Raw genomic sequence first — 18030 nt, forward strand, 5'->3', positions numbered from 1 at the left:
CCGGTCTCGGTCGGGATGACCCTACCGTGGGCGCCGGTCACAGCCGTTCGGGCGATCCAGGCTAGCGGGCGGACGTGCCCGATGGCGGGACCACGGCGTGATCACCCCGTGGACGATCGGGTGAGTCGGGCGACCCCGATCAGGGCGCGTCGCCCGTCCGGGACCCGCGTAGAACCGAGCGGATGCGGGCGAGGACCTCGGTGAAGCGGGACTCCGCGCCGTGCCTGGTCGGCCGGTAGTACTCGCGTCCGTGCACGGCGTCGGGCGCGTACTGCTGCCGGACGACGCCGCCGGGGTGATCGTGGGCGTACTTGTACCCCTGCCCGTGCCCGATCTTCGCCGCGCCCTTGTAGTGCGCGTCACGCAGGTGGCCGGGGACGGCGCCGGCCAGTCCCTTGCGGACATCGCCGAGCGCCGCGTCCACGGCCGTGATCACAGCGTTGGACTTCGGCGCCAGGGACAGGTGGATGACCGCCTGGGCGAGATTGATGCGCGCCTCGGGCAGGCCGACGAACTCCACCGCCTGCGCCGCCGCGACTGCGGTCTGCAGCGCGGTCGGATCGGCCATGCCGACGTCCTCGCTGGCGTGCACGATCAGCCGCCGCGCGATGAACCGCGGATCCTCGCCGGCCTCGATCATCCGGGCGAGGTAGTGCAGCGCGGCGTCCACGTCGCTGCCGCGGATGCTCTTGATGAACGCGCTGATGACGTCGTAGTGCTGGTCGCCCTCGCGGTCGTAGCGGACGGCGGCTCGGTCGACGGCCTTCTCCAGGACGTCCACGTCGATGACGCCCCCGTCGTCGACGACGAGGGAGGCGGCCTCCAGGTAGGTGAGGGCGCGCCGGGCGTCGCCGCCCGCCAACCGGATCAGGTGGTCCTCGGCGGCGGGATCGAGGCCGGCGGCACCGTCCAGGCCACGCTCGTCGGCGAGCGCGCGGCGGATCACCTCGCGCAGATCGTCCTCGCCGAGGGGCTCCAGGGTGAGCAGCAGCGAGCGCGACAGCAGCGGGCTGATCACGGAGAAGAACGGGTTCTCGGTGGTGGCGCCGATGAACGACACCCAGCGGTTCTCCACCGCGGGGAGCAGCGCGTCCTGCTGGGCCTTGTTGAAGCGGTGCACCTCGTCGACGAACAGCACCGTCTGCCGACCGGTCATGCCGAGCTCACGGCGGGCCAGATCGATCTCGGCGCGGACGCGCTTGACGCCGTCGCTGACCGCGGAGACCTCCACGAAGCGGCGGGACGTGACATGGCTGACGACGGTGGCGAGCGTGGTCTTGCCGGTGCCGGGCGGGCCCCACAGGACCAGTGACATCGGCACGTCCCGGTCGACGAGCTGGCGGATGGGGGTGCCGGGGCCGAGCAGGTGTCCCTGCCCGACGACCTCGTCCAGCGCGCGGGGACGCATCCGCACCGCGAGGGGCCGCCCCGCGCCGCCGGTGTCGTCGCCCGCGCTCCCCCGCACCGGCTCACTCGCGGCGGACGGGGCCGCGCCCGCCTCCGCTGCCGGATCGTCGAACAGGCCCTCCGGTTGGCCCGATTCCGCCCTGCTGGTCACGCTCCGACACTATCTCGCCGCACCGACGTTCCCGCGCGTCCGGGTTCGCGATCGTCCAGTGCCGGGATCCGGGCGGTCAGCCACAACGCGACCACCACGATGGCCGACCCGGCGACCCCGTCGAGCCAGTAGTGGTTGGCCGTCAGCACCACGACCAGCAGGGTGATCACCGGGTGCGCGACGATCAGGTACCGCCACCAATGCCGCCCGTAGCGGATCACCCCCCAGGCGATCAGCAGCGCCCAGCCCACGTGCAGCGACGGCATCGCGGCGAACTGGTTCGTCATGCCCTCGCCCGGCTCGGTGGAGTAGGCGCTGGGACCGTAGACGGTCATCACATCCACGAACCCGCGGCCCGCAAGCATCCGGGGCGGCGCGAGCGGGAACACGAAATGGACGAGCAGGGCGACCGCCGCCGAGGCGAGCAGCACCGCACGGACCCGTGGCCAGGCCCTCCGCCGCCAGAAGTAGACCCAGACCATGAACACGGTGATCGCGGGAAAGTGAACCCGGACGTAGTACTCGTTGGCCACCCGCGCCCAGCCGTCCCAGCGCAGTGCGACTCTCTGCAAGGAGGCCTCGTCCGGAAGGCGAAGATCGCGTTCGAGGCCCCACAGCCACCGCGCGTTGGCGAACGCCTTGCCGGGATCCCCGTCGGCGAGGTGACGGCCATAGCCATACGCGCCGAGCACGACCGCCATCAGCACGAATTGCAGGGCGGCCGCGAGCGCCAGGCCCGTCACGCGCCTGTCGTGCCGCAGTGTCGCTCCCTCGCCCGCGCATCGCCGCATCCGTTCATCATCTAGCTACCCTGTGCTATCCACCTGATACGTCAGTAGGGTTTGGGCTCCGCCGCAGGTCCCAGTCCCCCTGGGAACCCTGGGTGACACTGCGGCGTTGAAATCGCCCGGAGGGCGTAATCAGAACGATGACGGTGTGGGAACGTGACGATGTCCGGTACGACCCCGCGTAGGCGGCACGGGCTGGCTGGCCTGCTCGTGGCGCTGTTCGTCGTGGCCGGCCTCGTCTTCAGCTACGGGCTGGGCCACGCCCCTCCACCGCGCATGTGCACCGAACATGCGGTGACCGTCCCCGTGGACGTCGCCCTGACCAATCATGGGCCGCACGGCACCGTCTCTACGGACGCGACGATGGACGCCCCGCCGCCCCTCCCCCCGCAGGGCCCCGCGGACGCCTGCCTGTGCCTGGCCGTGCTCTTCACCCTGATGGTGTTCGCCCTTCTGGCGGCCGGCCTGGGACGTCCCGTCCTGCGGCTTCCCGCCCGCGTCTCGTGGATGGTCGTCCTCCCTCGGGGCGCCCTTCCCGTGTCCTTCTCCTCACCCTCTCTTCAGGTGCTCCGGCTGTGACGGACCGGCCGTAAGGCCACCGGCACCACCCGCGCCCGCCGTGGTGCGGCGCTGCCGCCGTCTCCGACCATCCAGCCGAAACAGAGGGAACATCCATGTCCAAGAGCGCCCGGAACAGGAACGCCCGGAAGAACGTCCTGACCCAGCGGGAGGTGCCGTGGGGCGGCATCGCCTTCTTCACCGTGATCGGCGTGATCGCGGTCGTCGCCATCGCCTACGCGTTCATGCAGACCAGGTCATCGGCCTCCGCCGGTTCGGCGTCCATCGCCGGCCTCGTCCAGAAGGACGGGTTGGGCCGCGAGCACACCACCAGCCCCGTGAAGTACGACGTATCCCCGCCGATGGGCGGTGACCACGACCCCACCTGGCAGAACTGCGACGCCCGCGTCTACGACCAGCCGCTGCGCAACGAGAACGCCGTCCACTCCCTGGAGCACGGCGCCGTGTGGATCACCTACCGGCCCGGGCTGGACGCCGCGCAGCTCGACCGGCTCAAGACCAAGGTCGCGGCCACCGACTACACCTTCCTGAGCCCCTACCCGTCCCTGGACGCCCCGATCGCGCTCACCGCGTGGGGCAAGCAGGTCAAGATCCAGGATGCCGGCGACCAGCGGGTGGACGCGTTCCTGCGCGCGTTCGTCAAGGGCCCGCAGACCCCCGAGCCCGGCGCCGCCTGCAACGGGGCCAAGGACGCCGCGTGAGTGCAAACGCCCCGGCGTCGCGAGGACGACGGGTGACCGTCGTCCTCGCGGTGCTCGTCCTGGCCGTCGCCGCCGTACTCGTCGCGCTGGCGGCGGCCCGCTCGAGCCGCCCCGGCACCGACGGCCCCGAGGCCGGGTTCGCCCGCGACATGAGCGCTCACCACGCCCAGGCGGTCCGGATGTCGTTCATCGTCCGGGATCGCACCCGGGACCCGGACGTCCGGCTCCTGGCCTACGACATCATCAACACCCAGTCGGCACAGATCGGAATGATGACCGCCTGGCTGGACGAATGGGACGTACCGAAAACCGACCCGTCCGGCCCCATGCGCTGGATGAACCACACCGGCCACGCGCCCGTGACCGCCGCACCCGCCCGCATGCCGGGGATGGCGCCCCGGGAGGAGCTGGCAGAGCTGGAGAAGGCGGAGGGACGCGACGCGGAGGTCCGCTACCTGCGCCTGATGATCGCCCACCACCGCGGCGGCGTGGCCATGGCGGAGGCCGTCCTGACCCGCACCGACCACGACAGGGTCCGGCGGCTGGCCCGCACGATGGTGGACGGCCAGCAGGCGGAGATCACCCTGATGAACGGGATGCTGCGGAAACGCGGGAGCACCGCGACCTGAGCACTCCCGCGATAACGCTTGACAGCGCCGCCCGATCGCGGGTCACTGACCACCATGGCTCAGAACCTCAGCGGCTACCACCGGGCACTGGACCTCTTCGAGAGCCTGGTGGCCGGTGTCCCCCGCGACGGCTGGGACGCCCCGACCCCCTGCGCGCCGTGGACGGCGCGGGACGTCGCCGGGCACGTGACGGGCGGCCAGCACCTGATCCGGGCACTGGCGTCCGGGGAGCCGGTACCGGACATCACCGATGACCCGGTGCGCTTCGTCCCCGGCGACGTCCTCATGGCGTGGCGGACGGCTCGTAAGGAGTGCACCGCGTCCCTCACCCCCGGCGCCCTGAAACGTCTGGTCCCCATGGGCGCGCTGGGCGAGCTGCCGTTGGGCGACTTCCTGGGCGGCTACATCCTGGAGCCGCTGGTGCACGCCTGGGACCTGGCCGTCGCCTCCGACCAGCCGACCCGCCTGGATCCAGACCTGGTCCACCACGCGTTCGCAACGGCCCACCTCATCGCCGCCCCCCTGAGAACCGCCGGCCACCTGGCCCCGCCCCTCCCCGCCCCACAAGGCGCAGACGAGCAAACCCGCCTCCTGGCCTTCCTAGGCCGCCCCCACCCATAAAGAGCCGCAGAAGCCCCGCCCGCGCAACCAGCGGCCTGACGGTCTGAACCGCACCCCGGCAGGATTGAGCCTCAGCCGGCGGTTACGGGACAGGCACGCGGCGCGAGCTCTGCGAGCGCAGCGGGCATGCCCGGCGCGCCGCGCCCCCGCAGCGAGCGCCAGCGAGCGAGGAGGTGGCGAGCCGCGCAGCCGGGGGTCTGGGGGTCGCCCCCCAGGTAAATCAAGAGAACTCGGCGAGGGTGCGTTCGGCTTCTTCGAGCCAGGCGCGGCGGGCGGTGAGGGCCTCTTCGGCGTCCTTGATGTCCTTGTCCCGGCCGGCGGCGCGGGCCTTGTCCAGGCGTTTCTGGATCTGGTCGATGGAGCTGCGCAGCTGGTTGACGGTGGCCTCGGCGCGGGCGCGGGCCTCGGGGTTGGTGCGGCGCCACTCGTTCTCTTCGGCGGAGCGGATGGCCTCTTCGACCTTGCGGAGGCGGCCTTCGAGGCGATCGCGCTGGTCGCGGGGGACCATGCCGGCGGCTTCCCAGCGCTCCTGGATGGCGCGGAGCGCCTGCCGGGCCTGGCGGACGTCGCGGACGGGCAGCAGCCGCTCGGCCTCTGCGAGGATCTTCTCCTTCTCCTCGGCGTGCACCTGGAACTCGGCGTCGCGTTCGGCGAAGGCGGAGCTGCGGGCCTGGAAGAAGGTGTCCTGGGCGCCCTTGAAGCGGGTCCACAGGTCCTCTTCGGCGTCGCGGGAGGCGCGGCCGGCCATCTTCCAGCGGCGCATCAGGTCGCGGTAGGCGGCGGCGGTGTCGCCCCAGTCGGTGGAGCCGGACATCGACTCGGCCTCGGCGACGAGGCGCTCCTTCTCGCGGCGGGCTTCCTCGCGCTGGTCGTCGAGGGTGGCGAAGTAGACCTTGCGGCGCTTGGTGAAGGCGTTGCGGGCGGCCGACAGCCGCTTCCACAGGGCGGTCTCGGTGGGGCGGTCGATGCGGTCGGCGGCCTTCCACTCCTCGACGAGCTGGCGGAGCCGTTCACCGCCGTTCTTCCAGTGCGTCTCCTCGACGGCGATCCGCTCGGCCTCGGCGACGATGCGTTCCTTGACCTCGCGGGCCTCGTGCCGGTGCTGCTCGCGCTGGGCCTTGACCTCCTCGCGGCGCCGCCCGACCTGCTCGGTGAGGCCGTCGAGCCGGCGGCCGAGGGCGTCGAGGTCACCGACGGCGTGCGCGTCGGTGACGGCCTCGCGCAGCCGCTGGATGCTCTGCTGGGCCTGGGCGGGCTGGAGGTCGGTGGTGCGGACGCGCTGCTCCAGCAGGCCGATCTCGGTGACCAGCGCGTCATATTTGCGCTTGAAGTAGGCGAGCGCCTCTTCCGGTGCACCGGCCTGCCAGGATCCCACGACACGCTCACCGTCCGACGTCTTCACGTAGACGGTGCCGTCCTCGTCCACCCGGCCCCAGGGATCGGTAGCGCTGGACACCCTTGCCTCCTGAATCGCAGGTCCGATCGTGCTCGAAGCCACCGGACCCTCCACACCTTAGTATCCCGTTCGCCTAATTCCCGACGATCGTGACGTCCTGGATCGTGACCTTCTTCTTGGGCTTGCCGTCGCCCTTGGGATCAGAACCCGCCTTGGCTATCTTCTCCAGCACATCCATACCCTTGGTGATTTTCCCGAACACCGTGTAGTCGGGCTGGAGCTGTGAATCGGCGTAGACCATGAAGAACTGGCTGCCGTTGGTATCGGCACCGGAGTTCGCCATGGCGAGCGTTCCCTTGAGGTACTTGGCGTTCGCGGTGTTCTCATTGGCGTACTGGTAGCCCGGGCCTCCCATTCCGGTGCCCTTGGGGTCACCGCACTGGAGCACATTGAGGCCGCCACTGGTCAGGCGGTGGCACGGGCTGTTGTCGAAGAAATTCTTGGTGGCCAGGAACGCGAACGAGTTGACGGTGCACGGGGCCTTCGAGCCGTCCAACGACATGACGACGTCGCCCTCGTTGGTCTTTACCGTCGCCTGCACCATCCCCGTGTGAGTGGGGTTCTTCGGTGGGGTGCCGAGGTTCTTGGGCGCACCGTCGGCCTGGGCCGGCTTGTAGGCACACCGGCCGCCGTCGGCTTTGTCGTCCTTGTTCATGACCATTGCGGTCGCGGTGCCGCCTCCGGCGATGACCACGACTCCGGCGACCGAACCTATGATCTTGAGCCTGCGGGCCCGGGCCGCCTCGGCCTGCCGGCGCTGCTCCTGGCGCTCGTAGCGTTGCCGTGCGAGCTGCTTCTTGCGGTCCTTCCCCGCCACTTCCCTGCCTTTCTGCCGTGATCAGGTGAACGTGGAGCGCATAGTAGCGGTCCTGGGGGCGGGGCGCCCCTCCCCCTGAACGAACGTGGAGGAACCCGCCCTGGCCCTTCCCGGAAGGCCCGCGCGACACGGCGATCGGGTTATCCCGTTCGCGGTGGCCACGGCGGCGCCGGTACCCTCGGACACGCCCACCCGAGATGGTTCGAAGGAAGGACGATCGTGCTCGTCGCCGGGTTCCCCGCTGGCTCGTTCGAGGCGAACTGCTACATCGTGGCGCCCGCCGAGGGCGAGGAGTGCGTGATCGTCGATCCGGGCCAGGACGCCGAGGCCGGGATCGAGGAGATCCTGCGCGAGCACCGGCTCAAGCCCGTCGCGGTGCTGCTCACGCACGGCCATCTTGACCACGTCTGGTCGGTGGCCCCCGTCTGCGGCGCGAAGGACGTCCCCGCCTACATCCATCCGGACGATCGGGAGCTGCTCACCGACCCGGCCAAGGGGCTGTCCCTCGGTGCCGGCCAGCAGCTGTTCGGGGGGCTGGAGCTGACCGAGCCCGACGACGTACGGGAACTGGCGGACGGGGCGACGCTGGAGCTGGCGGGGCTGAGCCTCACCGTCGACCACGCGCCCGGCCATACGCCGGGGTCGGTGACCTTCCGGACGCCCGCGACGGCGGAGCTGCCCGACGTGATGTTCACGGGCGATCTGCTGTTCGCCGGGTCGATCGGCCGCACCGACCTGCCGGGCGGCTCGTACGAGGAGATCCTCGCGAGCCTGTCGCGGGTGTGCCTGTCCCACCCCGATGAGACCGCCGTCCTGCCCGGGCACGGCCCGCAGACCACAATCGGCCGCGAGCGCGCGACCAACCCGTTCCTTTCCGGCCTGTCGCCGGTGAGGCCAGGGGGTTCGTCCCCCGCGGCCGGTGGAGCGCGGTTGCCGGCGGACGGGCCCAACAAGGGATTCTGAGCCTGAGAGACCATGAGTTCGAGCTTCCAGGCCCCCAAGGGGGTCAGTGAATACGTCCCGCCGCGTGCGGACCTCTTCTTCGCCATCCGCGAGGCGTTCGCCGAGCAGGCCCGGCTGGCCGGTTACGGCTACCTGGAGTTGGCCGTCTTCGAGGACACCAACTTGTTCAGGCGTGGCGTCGGCGAATCGACCGACGTGGTGTCCAAGGAGATGTACACCTTCGAGGACCGGGGCGGCCGGTCCTTGACGCTGCGCCCGGAGTTCACGGCGGGGGTGCTGCGGTCCGTTCTGGAGAACAACCTCCACAAGCAGGGCGCGCTGCCGGTCAAGGTGTGGACGAGCGGGCCGGCGTTCCGCGCCGAGCGCCCCCAGCAGGGCCGCTACCGGCAGTTCTACCAGCTGGACCTGGAGGCGATCGGCAGCGAGGACCCGCACGTCGACGCCGAGACGATCGCCGTCGCGGTGAACTGGTACCGGTCGCTGGGCCTCACGCAGGTGCGGCTGCTGCTGAACTCCCTCGGCTGCAAGGAGTGCCGTCCCGCCTACCGGGCCCTGCTGCAGGACTTCCTGCGCCGCCTGGATCTGGACGAGGCGACCCGCGCCCGCATCGAGATCAACCCGTTGCGGGTGCTGGACGACAAGCGCCCTCAGGTCCGCGCCCAGCGCGCGGACGCCCCGCTGATGGCCGACCACCTGTGCCCGGCGTGCAAGAGCCACCACGACCGCGTCCGGGGGCTGCTCGCCGGCCTCGACATCGCGTGGGAGGACACCCCCACCCTCGTCCGCGGCCTGGACTACTACACCCGCACCACCTACGAGTTCGACCACCCGCTGCTCGGCGCCCAGTCCGGCATCGGCGGCGGCGGCCGCTACGACGGGCTCTCGGAGAGCATCGGCGGCCCCCCGCTGCCCGGCATCGGTTTCGGGCTCGGCCTGGACAGGACGATCCTGGCGATGGAGGCGGAGGGCGCCGCGTTTCCCACGCGGCCGCGCTGCGAGGCGTTCGGGGTCGCGCTGGGTGAGGCGGCCGAGCACCGGATGTTCACCCTCGTCGACGAGCTGCGCCGCGCGGGCATCGCCGCCGACATGGCGTTCGGTGGGAAGAGGCTGAAGGGCGCCATGAAGGACGCCGACCGCTCCGGCGCCCGGTACGCCGTGATTCTCGGCGAGCGAGATATCGCGGACGGCGTCGCCCAGGTCAAGGATCTGGCCGAGGGCGAGCAGGACGCCGTCCCCCTCGCCGACATCACCACGACGTTGAAGGAAAGGCTCTCGAAATGATCCGCACGCACGAGGCGGGGACGCTCCGCGGGGAGCATGCCGGGCAGCTGGTCACGCTGGCCGGCTGGGTCGGCCGCCGCCGCGACCACGGCGGTGTCACGTTCATCGACCTGCGCGACGCGTCCGGCACCGCGCAGGTCGTGTTCCGCGAGGAGGACACCGCGCACGACCTGCGCGCCGAGTTCTGCGTCAAGGTCGTCGGGGAGGTCCGGGTCCGGCCCCCCGGCAACGAGAACCCCGAGCTGCCCACCGGTGCCATCGAGGTCGCCGCCACCGAGATCGAGGTGCTGTCGGACTCGGCGCCGCTCCCGTTTCCCATCGAGGGTGACGTCAACGTCAACGAGGAGATCCGGCTCAAGTACCGCTACCTGGACCTGCGTCGCGAGTCGGTCGCGCGGGCCGTCCGGATCCGCTCCGACGCCGCCTTCCTCACGCACGAGGTGATGCGGGAGCACGGCTTCGTCAACGTCGAGACCCCGACGCTGACCCGGTCCACCCCCGAGGGCGCCCGCGACTTCGTCGTCCCCGTCCGGCTCAAGCCGGGCCACTGGTACGCGTTGCCGCAGTCGCCTCAGCTGTTCAAGCAGCTGCTCATGGTCGGCGGGCTGGAGCGCTACTACCAGATCGCCCGCTGCTACCGGGACGAGGACTTCCGCGCCGACCGGCAGCCGGAGTTCAGCCAGATCGACATCGAGATGTCGTTCGCCGACCAGGACGACATCCTGGAGATCGGCGAGGACCTCGTCGCGCGGCTCTGGAAGGACGTCGCCGGCTACGAGATCCCCCGCCCGATCCCGCACATCACCTACGCCGACGCCATGGCCCGCTACGGCTCGGACAAACCCGACCTGCGGTTCGGCAACGAGCTGACCGACATGACCGAGTACTTCGCCGGGACGTCGTTCCGGGTGTTCCAGGCGCCGTACGTGGGTGCGGTGGTCATGCCGGGCGGCGCGTCCCAGACCCGCAAGGAGTTGGACGGCTGGCAGGAGTGGGCGAAGGCCCGCGGTGCCCGCGGCCTGGCGTACGTGCTCGTCCAGGAGGACGGCACGCTCGGCGGCCCGGTCGCCAAGAACCTCTCCGACGCCGAGAAGTCGGGTCTGGCCGCCAATGTGGGCGCCAATGTGGGCGACGCGATCTTCTTCGGCGCCGGCAAGCGGCACGCCACCCAGGAGCTGCTCGGCGCGGCGCGCCTGGAGATCGGCCGCCGCCGGAGCCTGATCGACGAGACGGCCTGGGAGTTCGTCTGGGTCGTGGACGCACCGATCTTCGAGCCCGTCGAGGACGCCAAGGGCGAGCAGATCGGCTGGACGTCGGTCCACCACCCGTTCACCGCGCCCAAGCCCGAGTTCGCCGGGACCTTCCATGACGACCCGGGCAGCGCGCTCGCCGACGCCTACGACCTGGTCCTCAACGGCACCGAGATCGGCGGCGGCTCCATCCGTATCCACCGCGCCGAGATGCAGCAGCGGGTGTTCGACGTGCTGGGCCTGTCCAAGGAGGAGGCCGAATCCCAGTTCGGGTTCCTGCTGGAGGCGTTCAAGTTCGGCCCGCCGCCGCACGGCGGCATCGCCTTCGGCTGGGACCGGACGGTGATGCTCCTCGCCGGGCAGGACTCGATCCGCGACGTCATCGCCTTCCCCAAGGCCGCGTCCGGCTACGACCCCCTGACGGCCGCCCCCACGCCGATCACTCCGCAGCAGCGTGAGGAGGCGGGCATCGACGTGATTCCCTCTCCGGACGACACCGACGAGACCGGCACCGAGGGTTGACATCCGCGAGGGCGGTCCTCCGGGCCGCCCTACCGGGTGGCGCCGCTGGTGACGCGGTAGACGTCGTAGACACCGTCTATGGAGCGGACAGCCTTGAGCACGTGGCCGAGGTGCTTGGGGTCGCCCATCTCGAAGGTGAACCGGCTGACGGCGACGCGGTCACGGGTGGTGGTGACCGAGGCGGACAAGATGTTGACGTGCTGGTCGGACAGCACGCGCGTCACGTCCGACAGGAGCCGGGGGCGGTCGAGCGCCTCGACCTGGATGGCCACGAGGAAGACCGAGTCCTCGCCCGGAGACCATTTGACGTCGATCAGCCGGTCGGGCTGGGACTTCAGGCTGGCCACATTGGCGCAGTCGGCCCGGTGGACGGAGACGCCGTGGCCGCGGGTGACGAACCCGACGATGTCGTCGCCGGGGACGGGCGTGCAGCAGCGCGACAGACGCACCCAGACGTCCGGATCGTCCGCGACGACGACACCGGGGTCGCCGGCCGGGCGGTTGCGCTTGCGGCGGGTGGGCAGCGCTATCTCGGCGAGGTCCTCCTCGGCGCTCTCGACGCCGCCGAGGGCGTCGACGAGGCGCTGGACGACGGTCTGCGCGGAGACGTGGCCCTCGCCGACGGCGGCGTACAGCGACGAGACGTCGGTGTAGCGCATGTCGCGGGCCAGGGCGAGCAGCGCCTCGCCGGACATCATGCGCTGGAGCGGCATGTTCTGCTTGCGCATCGCGCGGGCGATGGAGTCCTTGCCGGACTCGATGGCGGTGTCGCGGCGCTCCTTGGAGAACCAGTGCTTAATCTTGTTGCGGGCACGGGCGCTCTTGATGAAGCCGAGCCAGTCGCGGCTGGGCCCGGCGTCCTGCGACTTGGAGGTGAACACCTCGACGGTGTCGCCGTTGTCGAGGGTGGATTCGAGGGGGACGAGGCGGCCGTTGACGCGGGCGCCGATACATCGGTGCCCGACCTCGGTGTGGATCGCGTAGGCGAAGTCGACGGGGGTCGCGCCCTGCGGCAGGGCGATCACGTCGCCCTTCGGGGTGAAGACGAACACCTCGGAGACCGACAGGTCGAAACGCAGCGACTCCAGGAACTCGGCGGGATCGGCGGTCTCCTTCTGCCAGTCCAGGAGCTGGCGGAGCCACTGCATGTCGCCGGCCTTCCGGCCGCCGACCGTCTCCTCCTTGTACTTCCAGTGCGCGGCGACGCCGTACTCGGCCCGGCGGTGCATGCCCCAGGTACGGATCTGCAGCTCGACGGGTTTGCCCTCGGGGCCGATCACCGTGGTGTGCAGCGACTGGTACATGTTGAACTTCGGCATCGCGATGTAGTCCTTGAACCGGCCGGGGACCGGGTTCCATCGCGCGTGGATCGAGCCGAGCGCGGCGTAGCAGTCGCGCACGCTGTCGACGAGGACCCGGATGCCGACCAGGTCATAGATGTCGTCGAAGCTGACGTCCCGGGCGATCATCTTCTGGTAGATCGAGTAGTAGTGCTTGGGCCGCCCGGTGACGGTGGCCTTGATCCGGGCCTCACGCAGGTCGGTCGAGACGTTCTCGATCACTTCTTGCAGGTAGACGTCGCGGCGGGGGGCGCGTTCGGACACCAGGCGGGCGATCTCGTCGAACCGCTTGGGGTACATGGTGGCGAACGCGAGGTCCTCCAGCTCCCACTTGAGGGTGTTCATGCCGAGCCGGTGGGCGAGCGGCGCGAACACCTCCAGGGTCTCGCGGGCCTTCTTCTCCTGCTTGTGCCGGGGCATGTAGCGCAGGGTGCGCATATTGTGCAGCCGGTCACCGAGTTTGATCACCAGGACGCGGATGTCGCGGGACATCGCCACGACCATCTTGCGGACGGTCTCGGCCTCGGCCGCCTCGCCGTACTTGACCTTGTCGAGCTTGGTGACGCCGTCGACCAGCGCGGCGATCTCGTCACCGAAGTCGGCGCCGAGTTCGTCGAGGGTGTAGGGGGTGTCCTCGACGGTGTCGTGCAGCAGCGCCGCGCAGAGGGTCTCGGTGTTCATGCCGAGTTCGGCGAGGATCGTGGCGACCGCGAGCGGATGCGTGATGTAGGGGTCGCCGCTCTTGCGCTTCTGATGGCGATGGTAATGCGCGGCCACGTCGTAGGCGCGCTCGATCAGCCGGAGATCCGCCTTCGGGTGCGTGTTCCGGACGGTCTTGATGAGTGGTTCGAGTACCGGGTTCATAGTGGGACCGCGCTGGGCGCCCAGCCTGGCGAGCCTGCGGCGCACGCGGGCGGCGGAAGGCGGGACGGTGGTCGTGGACGTGGTGCCGGTGGGGTCGTCGTCGGCGTCCTCGGGCCGTCCGGCGGGGTCCTCGGACCGTTCGGACGGGCGGGCGGCGGGCGGTTCGTCGGGCGGCGTGGACGGGTCGGGGAGTTGGCCGGAGGGCTGCTGATCGGGGGGCTGCCGGTTCTGGGGCGCGGCCGCTTCGGGGGGCACGGACGCGGGTGGCGTGCCGGCGGGCTCGGCGGCCCCCGTCCCGGCGGATCCCCGTGTCGAACGGGGTTCTGCCTGGGGGTCCGCCGCGGCGTCGGTCACCGCCGCGTCGGTCGATACCACCTCACCTGGCACCCAGCCTCCCTGGTCCTTGCGGGCACGGTTCTCATCGCGCCTCGCGGGTCACGCCGGACCCCGATCTCGCCAGTGTATCCGGCACCCATTTAGTGCTAGACCGTAACCAGCGAGTGGACGTCCAGATTCCCGAGCCTCCCGCGCCCGTGCAGGAACGACAGCTCGAGGAGGACCGAGAGGCCCACGACGTCACCGCCGCCTCTGCGGACGAGTTCGGCGGTCGCCCTGGCCGTCCCACCGGTGGCCAGCACGTCGTCGACGATCAGCACGCGGTCGCCTGGCGCGAACGCGTCGATGTGGATCTCGATCGTCTCGGTCCCGTACTCGAGATCATAGGTCTCCTCGTGCGTCCGTGACGGCAGCTTCCCCTTTTTGCGCACCGGGACGAAGCCCGCGCCGAAGTGGTAGGCGACGGGAGCCGCGAGGATGAAGCCACGCGCCTCGATCCCGACGATCTTGTCGATGGTGCCCCGGCCGTGGTGGTTGACGATCGAGTCCACCACCCCCGCGAACGCGACGTGATCGGCGAGCAACGGCGTGATGTCCTTGAACACCACGCCCGGCTTCGGATGGTCGGCCACGTCGCGGATCCGGTCCTGGATCAGCTTGCCGAGGTCCACGCTGCACTCCCCTGTGCTGGATTCCGCTGGTCATGGGCCGGCCGTGCCCGCGCCCGGCCCCGGATGGGGGCTGGGCACGGGCACGGCCGGAGGTGTCCCGCTGCTACTTGCCTCGACGCTGCTGGCGGGTGCCGCGTTTGGGCTGCTGGCGTGGCCCCTGCTGGACGACCTTGCGGACGGTGACGCCCGCCGTGGCGTCGGCGCTGTCGTCCTCGCCCTCGTCGGCGTCCCCGGTGGCATCGCCGGACGGTCCGGTCGCGGCCTTGACCTTGGCGGCCTTGGCCTGCCGCTTCGCGCTGGACTCGCGGCGCGCGATGTTGGCGCGGATCTCCTTGTACTTCGGCTCCCGCTCCTTGAGCTGCACGAGCAGCGGTGTCGCCACGCAGAGCGAGGAGTACGTACCGATGATCATGCCGACGAACAGGGCCAGCGACAGGTCCTTCAGGGTGCCGGCGCCGAACAGCGTGGTGCCGATGAACAGGATCGCGCCGACCGGCAGGATCGCCACTAGCGAGGTGTTCAGGGAGCGGACCAGCGTGTTGCTGAGCGCCTGGTTGGCCGCCTCGCTGTAGGTGGTCTTGGAGGTCGGGCCGAGCGGTTTGGTGACCTCCTTGATCATGTCGAAGACCACGACCGCGTCGTACAGCGAGTAGCCGAGGATCGTCAGGAAGCCCAACAGGGTGGCGGGCGTGACCTCGAATCCCGACCAGGCGTAGACGCCGGCGGTGATGACCAGGTCGTGGACGAGCGCGACCACCGCGGCCAGGGCCATCCGCCACTCGAACGCCACCGACAGGTATCCGATGATCAGAATCATGAAGACGATCAGTGCCTGCCACGCCTTCTTCTGGATCTCACCGCCCCAGGAGGCGCCGACGACCTGGGTGCTGACCTTGTCGGCCGGGACCTGTAGTTGCTTGGTCACGTTCTGCTTGACCTCGGTGACCTGCGCCGACGTCAGGCTCTCGGTCGTGACCCGCCAGTCGGCGCCCGCCTTCTGCACGATCGCCTGGTGGGCGCCGCCGCCGGTGACGGCGCCGCGCACCTGCTCGATGGAGTGCCCGGACGCCTTGAAGGTGAAGACCGAGCCGCCCTTGAACTCCACGCCGATGTTGAGGCCCTGGATCAGCAGGCCCGCGATCGACAGCGCCAGCAGCAGCCCGGAGATCGAGTACCAGATCTTCGGCTTGCCGACGATGTCGGCGCTGATCTCACCCCGGTAGATCCGGGAGATGATCGCACGCAGCCCCATGACTCAGACCTCCTGGCTCGTCGTGCGGGCGGCCGGGCCGCCGGAGGCGTTCTGCGTCGTCCGGCGCAGCCGCTTGGCGTCGAGCCCGGAGAGGGGATGGCCGCGGCCGAAGAACTCGGTCCGCGACAGCAGCGCCACCATCGGCTTGGTGAAGAAGAACACCACGATGACGTCGATCAGCGTCGTCAGGCCCATCGCGAACGCGAAGCCCCGCACACCGCCGACGGCGAGGAAGTACAGCACCAGCGCGGCGAGGAAGGTCACGGCGTCGGCTACGAGGATCGTGCGCCGGGCCCGTTTCCAGGCGTTCTCCACCGACGATCGCAGCTTGCGACCGGCTCTCAGCTCGTCCCGCAATCGCTCGAAGTACACGATGAACGAGTCGGCGGTGATGCCGATGGAGACGATCAGGCCGATGATGTGCGGCAGGGAGAGCCGGAAGCCCATCCCCTCGCCGAGGATCACCACCGAGACATAGGTGATCGCGGACGCCACGATCAGGCTGGACACGGCGACCAGGCCGAGGCCGCGGTAGTAGAGCATGCAGTACAGGACCACCAGGCCGAGACCGATGGCGCCGGCGATGAGGCCGCCCTCCAGCTGGTCGGCGCCGAGGGTGGACGACACCTCGTCGATGGAGCTCTGCGTGAACTCCAGCGGCAGCGCGCCGTACTTGAGCACGTTGGCCAGGTCGGCGGCGTACCGCTGGTTGAAGCTGTCGGGCGGTCCGTCGATGCTGGCGGTGCCGCCGGTGATCGCGCCCCGGTTAATGCTGGGCGCCGAGACGACCTGCCCGTCGAGGACGATCGCGATCTGGGACTGGGGGGAGCTGGGGTTCTGCTGGTAGGCGCGGTAGGCCTCGGTGGTGACGTCGCCGAACTGGCGGCCTCCCTTGCCGTCGAACTTCAGCGACACCGACCAGCTCGCCTGGCCCTGCTGCGCGTCCGGCGGCATCGCGCTGGCGCCGTCGACGTTCTCGCCGAGGACCCGCACCGGCCCGAGGATGTACTTGGTGACCTGGCCGTTCTCTTCCTTCTGGTCACAGGCCGCGACCCACTTGCGGTTCGGGTCGTTCGACCCGGGGGCCCGCTTGTCCCCGGTGTAGCAGTTGAGGCTCTCGAACTGCTTGATGACGGCCTTGTCGTCGATGCCGGTGTAGTCCTGCTGCGGGGCCGGCTGTTGCGGCGACCCCGTCGGCAGACCGGACGGTGCGGCCGAGGGCGTGGCCGACGGACTCCCCGAGCCGGACGGCGTCGGGGTGGGCGCCGTGAGCGCCTGCGACAGCGCCCGCCCGCGCGGCGTCGCCGACGGCGAGGCCGCGGAGGACGACGGCGACGCGGACGGCGACGGGCTGGCCTTGTCCTTCTCCTTGCCCTTGCTCGGGCTGGCCGACGGCGCGGGCGCGGCACCGGCCGTGGTGGGCTTGCCGTCCGCGACGGCGAACACCTGCCGGAACTGGAGCTTGGCCGTCGTGCCGATCAGCGAGACGACGCGGCCTTGCCCCTCCCCCGGCACGTTCACGACGATGTTGTTGCTGCCCTGCTTGGCGACCTCCGCGTCGGAGACACCGAGGCCGTTGACCCGCTGGGTCATGATCTTGACGGCCTGGTTCATCTGCGAGGCCGGCGGGTTCTTGCCCTTTTCGGTCTTGGCCGTGAGCGTGACGGTGGTCCCGCCGGCGAGGTCCAGCCCCAGCTTGGGCGTGGTCCGCCCCTGCAGGACCGCCACGCAGGCCAGCACTACCATGATCACAAGGAGCGCGAGGAGCGTGCGCCCTGGCTTGGGGACATTGCTAGGCGGAGCCACTGGTCGTCTGACTTCCTGTCTTGAGTTCGGTGCCGGAGGAGCGTCAGGCCGTGGGCTTCTCCGCGGCCTTCGCCTTCACCCGCACCCTCGGCTTGGACGAGGACTCCTCCGCCGCGGAGTCCTCGGCGTCGGCGGCGGTAGCCCCCGCGCCCTTGTTGCCCTTGGCGTCGTCGCCGCCCCCGTCGTCAGCGTCCTTCGCATCGGTGTCGGCCGCCTCGCCCTTGGTGAGCTCGACGCGCTCGTCGTCGTCGGGCTCCTCGTCGTCGAGCTCGTCGTCGAGGTCCTCGGGCTCGTCCTCCTTGAGGACCTGCATGACGGCCTGCTTGACGAAGTGCACTTCGACGCCCGGAGCGATCTCCAGGAGCAGCCCGTCGTCGTCGACCTCCACGACGGTCGCCCGCATACCGCTGGTCGTCAGAACCCGCGCGCCGGGCTGCATGCGGTTCTGCATCTGCATCTGCTCTTTGCGGCGCTTGCTCTGCGGCCGGATGAGCAAGAAGTAGAAGACCAGGGGAACGGCGAGGAGAAGCAGCAGGTTGAAGGCCCCGCCACCGCCCGAAGACGCCGCGATTATCATGTCGCTGCCCATTGCTGGG

The 18030-nt window shown here is 70.2% G+C and carries 16 protein-coding genes; 7 read left to right on the plus strand and 9 right to left on the minus strand.

What is annotated here, in order from left to right:
- Positions 1–139: 139 nt before the first annotated feature.
- Both AMA02S_RS36805 and AMA02S_RS36810 read right to left on the minus strand, forming a co-directional pair.
- Positions 140–1408, minus strand: a complete 1269-nt coding sequence (locus AMA02S_RS36805) for a replication-associated recombination protein A (protein ID WP_245668004.1) — start codon at positions 1406–1408, stop codon at positions 140–142.
- Between the two features lie 146 nt (positions 1409–1554).
- On the minus strand, positions 1555–2349 hold the full coding sequence (locus AMA02S_RS36810; protein ID WP_067468672.1) for a phosphatase PAP2 family protein: 795 nt from the start codon (positions 2347–2349) through the stop codon (positions 1555–1557).
- A 159-nt stretch (positions 2350–2508) separates the two neighbouring features.
- Between AMA02S_RS36810 and AMA02S_RS36815 the strand changes: the two genes are divergently transcribed.
- From AMA02S_RS36815 to AMA02S_RS36830, 4 genes are all read left to right on the plus strand, one after another.
- Entirely contained in the window at positions 2509–2925 is a 417-nt protein-coding gene (locus tag AMA02S_RS36815; RefSeq protein ID WP_157431078.1) for a hypothetical protein, read from the plus strand.
- A 95-nt stretch (positions 2926–3020) separates the two neighbouring features.
- Positions 3021–3626: a thioredoxin-like domain-containing protein gene (locus AMA02S_RS36820; RefSeq protein ID WP_067468678.1), complete on the plus strand. Its 606-nt coding sequence runs from the start codon at positions 3021–3023 to the stop codon at positions 3624–3626.
- Positions 3627–3658: 32 nt separating this feature from the next.
- A complete protein-coding gene (locus AMA02S_RS36825; protein ID WP_218005247.1) occupies positions 3659–4255 on the plus strand; it encodes a DUF305 domain-containing protein in 597 nt (198 codons plus the stop codon).
- A 54-nt stretch (positions 4256–4309) separates the two neighbouring features.
- The gene (locus tag AMA02S_RS36830) at positions 4310–4876 is read left to right on the plus strand and encodes a TIGR03086 family metal-binding protein (protein ID WP_067468684.1); all 567 of its coding nucleotides are present in this window, start codon (positions 4310–4312) and stop codon (positions 4874–4876) included.
- A 220-nt stretch (positions 4877–5096) separates the two neighbouring features.
- Here AMA02S_RS36830 and AMA02S_RS36835 read toward each other — a convergent pair whose 3' ends face one another.
- Both AMA02S_RS36835 and AMA02S_RS36840 read right to left on the minus strand, forming a co-directional pair.
- Positions 5097–6332 (minus strand): DUF349 domain-containing protein, encoded by a 1236-nt coding sequence (locus AMA02S_RS36835; RefSeq protein ID WP_084265990.1) that lies wholly within the window; start codon positions 6330–6332, stop codon positions 5097–5099.
- A 73-nt stretch (positions 6333–6405) separates the two neighbouring features.
- Positions 6406–7149, minus strand: a complete 744-nt coding sequence (locus AMA02S_RS36840; RefSeq protein WP_067468687.1) for a peptidylprolyl isomerase — start codon at positions 7147–7149, stop codon at positions 6406–6408.
- 219 nt (positions 7150–7368) lie between these two features.
- Between AMA02S_RS36840 and AMA02S_RS36845 the strand changes: the two genes are divergently transcribed.
- The 3 genes from AMA02S_RS36845 to aspS are packed head-to-tail and all read left to right on the plus strand — an operon-like array spanning position 7369 to position 11165.
- Positions 7369–8112 (plus strand): MBL fold metallo-hydrolase, encoded by a 744-nt coding sequence (locus AMA02S_RS36845; protein ID WP_067468690.1) that lies wholly within the window; start codon positions 7369–7371, stop codon positions 8110–8112.
- A gap of 12 nt (positions 8113–8124) precedes the next feature.
- Positions 8125–9393, plus strand: a complete 1269-nt coding sequence (gene hisS / locus AMA02S_RS36850; RefSeq protein ID WP_067468693.1) for a histidine--tRNA ligase — start codon at positions 8125–8127, stop codon at positions 9391–9393.
- Positions 9390–11165 (plus strand): aspartate--tRNA ligase, encoded by a 1776-nt coding sequence (aspS, locus tag AMA02S_RS36855; RefSeq protein ID WP_067468696.1) that lies wholly within the window; start codon positions 9390–9392, stop codon positions 11163–11165. The genes hisS and aspS overlap by 4 nt, the downstream gene beginning before the upstream one ends.
- Before the next feature lie 29 nt (positions 11166–11194).
- Here the strand turns inward: aspS and AMA02S_RS36860 are convergent, their stop codons facing one another.
- The 5 genes from AMA02S_RS36860 to yajC all read right to left on the minus strand — a co-directional run bounded on the left by AMA02S_RS36860 (position 11195) and on the right by yajC (position 18023).
- Complete coding sequence (locus AMA02S_RS36860; RefSeq protein ID WP_067468924.1) at positions 11195–13369, minus strand: RelA/SpoT family protein; 2175 nt, start codon at positions 13367–13369, stop codon at positions 11195–11197.
- A 482-nt stretch (positions 13370–13851) separates the two neighbouring features.
- Positions 13852–14376, minus strand: coding sequence for an adenine phosphoribosyltransferase (locus tag AMA02S_RS36865; RefSeq protein WP_067468698.1), 525 nt, complete (start codon positions 14374–14376; stop codon positions 13852–13854).
- Between the two features lie 103 nt (positions 14377–14479).
- Entirely contained in the window at positions 14480–15628 is a 1149-nt protein-coding gene (gene secF / locus AMA02S_RS36870) for a protein translocase subunit SecF (RefSeq protein WP_067468701.1), read from the minus strand.
- A gap of 3 nt (positions 15629–15631) precedes the next feature.
- The gene (secD, locus tag AMA02S_RS36875; protein ID WP_067468927.1) at positions 15632–17374 is read right to left on the minus strand and encodes a protein translocase subunit SecD; all 1743 of its coding nucleotides are present in this window, start codon (positions 17372–17374) and stop codon (positions 15632–15634) included.
- 103 nt (positions 17375–17477) lie between these two features.
- Positions 17478–18023 (minus strand): preprotein translocase subunit YajC, encoded by a 546-nt coding sequence (yajC, locus tag AMA02S_RS36880; protein WP_067468704.1) that lies wholly within the window; start codon positions 18021–18023, stop codon positions 17478–17480.
- Between the last annotated feature and the right edge of the window lie 7 nt (positions 18024–18030).

It is taken from the genome of Actinomadura macra NBRC 14102 (assembly GCF_001552215.1).
GTDB classification, from domain to species: domain Bacteria; phylum Actinomycetota; class Actinomycetes; order Streptosporangiales; family Streptosporangiaceae; genus Spirillospora; species Spirillospora macra.

Bases quoted from the DNA above. Each gene is read 5' to 3' on its own strand.
- aspS (WP_067468696.1), top strand. From the start codon at position 9,390: ATGATCCGCACGCACGAGGCGGGGACGCTCCGCGGGGAGCATGCCGGG.
- AMA02S_RS36830 (WP_067468684.1), top strand. From the start codon at position 4,310: ATGGCTCAGAACCTCAGCGGCTACCACCGGGCACTGGACCTCTTCGAG.
- AMA02S_RS36815 (WP_157431078.1), top strand. From the start codon at position 2,509: ATGTCCGGTACGACCCCGCGTAGGCGGCACGGGCTGGCTGGCCTGCTC.
- AMA02S_RS36860 (WP_067468924.1), bottom strand. From the start codon at position 13,369: ATGAACCCGGTACTCGAACCACTCATCAAGACCGTCCGGAACACGCAC.
- secD (WP_067468927.1), bottom strand. From the start codon at position 17,374: ATGGTAGTGCTGGCCTGCGTGGCGGTCCTGCAGGGGCGGACCACGCCC.
- hisS (WP_067468693.1), top strand. From the start codon at position 8,125: ATGAGTTCGAGCTTCCAGGCCCCCAAGGGGGTCAGTGAATACGTCCCG.
- AMA02S_RS36820 (WP_067468678.1), top strand. From the start codon at position 3,021: ATGTCCAAGAGCGCCCGGAACAGGAACGCCCGGAAGAACGTCCTGACC.
- AMA02S_RS36805 (WP_245668004.1), bottom strand. From the start codon at position 1,408: ATGCGTCCCCGCGCGCTGGACGAGGTCGTCGGGCAGGGACACCTGCTC.
- secF (WP_067468701.1), bottom strand. From the start codon at position 15,628: ATGGGGCTGCGTGCGATCATCTCCCGGATCTACCGGGGTGAGATCAGC.
- AMA02S_RS36810 (WP_067468672.1), bottom strand. From the start codon at position 2,349: ATGCGGCGATGCGCGGGCGAGGGAGCGACACTGCGGCACGACAGGCGC.
- yajC (WP_067468704.1), bottom strand. From the start codon at position 18,023: ATGGGCAGCGACATGATAATCGCGGCGTCTTCGGGCGGTGGCGGGGCC.